The 3,377-nt window shown below is 29.8% G+C and carries 2 protein-coding genes; both read left to right on the top strand.

What is annotated here, in order from left to right; genetic code table 11:
* The first annotated feature begins 175 nt into the window (after positions 1-175).
* Positions 176-1,045, top strand: a complete 870-nt coding sequence (locus ACOYLT_RS10950; RefSeq protein ID WP_422853884.1) for a hypothetical protein — start codon at positions 176-178, stop codon at positions 1,043-1,045.
* A 278-nt stretch (positions 1,046-1,323) separates the two neighbouring features.
* Positions 1,324-3,096, top strand: coding sequence for an AMP-dependent synthetase/ligase (locus ACOYLT_RS10945; protein WP_422853883.1), 1,773 nt, complete (start codon positions 1,324-1,326; stop codon positions 3,094-3,096).
* Positions 3,097-3,377: the final 281 nt, after the last annotated feature.

The following is a 3,377-nucleotide window of genomic DNA, read 5'->3' as shown; positions in this document are numbered from 1 at the left end:
AGGGATCTATAGTCAAGTAAAAGTATTCTGATTTGTTGTACTTATGTTGTACTAAAAGAATTTAAAAAGTAAAAAACATCAATAAATACTATTCCTTACAGGCGTAAAGAGTATATATACTAGTTGTGCGACACTTTCGAGCGACAGAAACTTAATAGAAAATAATAAAATAAATATGGATTGGAATTGGTTTTTTAGTTCTTTTTGTCAAAGTGCAGCAGCATTAATTGGAATAATTGGCGCATTTGTAATATCAAGGTTACTTGGTATAGGCGAAAAAATTAGCAATGTAGTTTCTGAATTAGACAACTTAATAATTGAATTTAATGAAATAATATTAAAAGTTAATTCCAGACATTTTTATTGGTTTACAAAAACTCACGTAAAACATAACGATGATTTAAAAGAACAAATTAAAAACGGAGAATTTGAAAATCTAACCGAAGAAGAAATTCTAGAAAAAATTTATAATTTAGATGACAGATTGTATAAGATTGACAAAGCCGTTTTAGAAAGTTATAATGAAGTCTATAAAAAACATAAACCTGAATATGTTGATTATGGCAATGGAATATTAAAAAAAAGTAATTATCAAACAATTGATTTTCCTCCAAAAAATTTGTGGAGTGACTTAGAACACGAAAAAGAATTAATTGACCAATTACAAATTAGTTCACACATTTTAATTCAGAAATTCAACAAAAATTATCAAGATTTAATTTCATTTGATAAAGCAATTAAATCATTGAAAAGTGTAATAATTTTAATTCTTGTAGCATTTCCATTAACAGTAATTTATCCATTACATTTTATGCCAATGTTACCAAATACCAATCCTGAAATAACTATAAGCGTAAAACAAATTTTAAATTCACTTTTTACATTCAAAAGCGGATTAATATTCGTGTTCTTTATTTCAATTGAAGGATTATTCTATTATTTCCTAACATTAATCAAAAATTTAGGTTCTGAACTTAAATCAGCAAAAGAATATAATTCAAAAGACATAAAAGATATTAAGAGATACAGCGTATATTTTAAATAAAAAAGCGATCGCACAACACACGCTACAAGCGATTTGGGCAATTGGTTTAATGGGAAAATTGGTTTGTATTTGGCAGTTTTGGCTTATCCGAAAAACAACGCTAATTTAGACCCAAACCGCGTGTAGCGCGGGAACGTTAATGCGAGGGATTTTTTTCATTTATACTATAAAATAAACGTTGTAAAACAACCTATTGCATAGGTAGCTTTATTAAAATTTTAATTACTATTGTAAATGATACTATTATTAATTAATTTGCATTAAATTTTTAATAAAAAATGACAAAAATCACACGCCTTTTTGACTTTCCATATTACCAGCTAGAAAAAAATAATATAGCCAATTGTCTTGTTACAAAATACGACGGAAAATGGATGGCTACCTCTACTCAAGAATATCTTGATAAAGCCAATGCCATTTCAAGAGCGCTATTGCGTCTTGGCATTAATAAAAATGATAAAATTGCCATAATTTCAACCAATAACAGAACCGAATGGCATATTATGGATGTGGGTGTATTGCAAATTGGTGCTCAAAATGTGCCCATTTATCCCACCATTTCTGAAGTAGATTATGCTTACATTCTGAATCACAGTGAAGCAAAATATTGTTTTGTATCTGATGAAGAAGTTTTGAAAAAAATCAATTTAATCAAACAAAATACTCCAAACTTACTAGAAGTATATTCTTTTACTAAAATTGAAGGTTGTAAAAACTGGGACGAATTATTAGAACTAGGACAAGATACCAGCAATCAAGATGTAGTTGAAGACAGAAAAAATAGTATAGATGCTATGGATTTAGCTACTATTATCTATACTTCTGGCACTACTGGGCAGCCAAAAGGCGTTATGCTTTCTCATAATAATATCGTTTCAAATGTATTGGATAGCGCGAATAGAATTCCGTTTGATGAAGGAAAAAGTGTTGCATTAAGTTTCTTGCCTATTTGCCATATTTACGAGCGAATGGTGACCTATATTTATCAATATTACAGTTGCTCAATCTATTTTGGCGAGTCGATGGATAAGATTAGTGACAATATAAAAGAAGTCCATCCTACAGTAATGACTGGCGTTCCGCGTCTTATAGAAAAAGTTTACGAACGTATTATAGCAAAGGGATCAGATCTTAGCGGTAGTAAGAAAAGATTGTTTTTTTGGGCAGTAAACGTTGGATTAAAATATGAACCTTACCAAGCCAATGGTTTTTTATATGAATTAGAATTAAAACTAGCACGAAAACTGATTTTTAGCAAATGGAAAGAAGGTTTGGGCGGAAAATTAGATTTAATTGTAAATGGAAGTGCTGCTTTGCAACCAAGATTATCTCGAATTTTTGCTGCCGCAGAAATATATGTGATGGAAGGGTATGGATTAACCGAAACCTCACCCGTAATTTCAGTAAATGATTATCGAAACAAAGGTTTTAGAATTGGTACTGCCGGACGTATTATTGACAATGTCGAAATAAAAATTGCTGCCGATGGAGAAATTCTTTGTAAAGGTCCCAATGTGATGATGGGATATTATAAAGACGAAAAACTAACCAATGAAGCCATTGTTGATGGTTACTTTCACACCGGTGATATTGGAGAAATAGATAGTGATGGGTTCTTAAGAATTACAGATCGTAAGAAGGAAATGTTCAAAACCTCGGGCGGAAAATATGTAGCACCACAGTTGATTGAAAACGCCATGAAACAATCCCGATTTGTAGAGCAAATTATGGTAATTGGTGAAGGTCAAAAAATGCCTGGTGCCTTTATTCAACCTAATTTTGCTTTTGTCAAAGAATGGGCAAACCTACATAAAATAACTATTGGGGAAACAAATGAAGCTATTTGTAACAATACCGAAGTAAAAGAACGAATACTAAAAGAAGTAGAAACTGTAAATAAAAAATTTGGAAACTGGGAACAAATAAAACGTTTTGAACTCACTCCAGATGTTTGGTCAATTGATGGTGGTCACCTCACTCCTACCATGAAACTAAAACGAAAAGCAGTAATGGATAAATATAAAGATTTATTCGATAAGATTTATAATTAATCTTTTTAAAGTTATACAATTATGAAATCAAAAATTCACGAATAGTAAAAAAAATAAGTAAAAAACATCTAAGAATAGTCTTCAAGATACTTTTCGTTTAAGTTTTATAAATTAAGCAATCTATAATAGCACAAGTTTACTCAACATTAGTTGAGTAATATATTAGCTATTAAGATTGCTTTTTTTTATGACTATAAGTTTTACCATATAGATTAATAATGATACCAACAACTTTAACTATAATAGATTCCTAAAATAATCATATAATAAATTACTTTATA

It is taken from the genome of Flavobacterium sp. (assembly GCF_049318185.1).
Taxonomy (GTDB): domain Bacteria; phylum Bacteroidota; class Bacteroidia; order Flavobacteriales; family Flavobacteriaceae; genus Flavobacterium.
This window is presented reverse-complemented; position numbering and strand designations above follow the sequence as displayed.

What these genes read in the sequence shown, in the direction of transcription:
- ACOYLT_RS10945 (WP_422853883.1), top strand. Translation starts at nt 1,324, where the DNA reads ATGACAAAAATCACACGCCTTTTTGACTTTCCATATTACCAGCTAGAA.
- ACOYLT_RS10950 (WP_422853884.1), top strand. Translation starts at nt 176, where the DNA reads ATGGATTGGAATTGGTTTTTTAGTTCTTTTTGTCAAAGTGCAGCAGCA.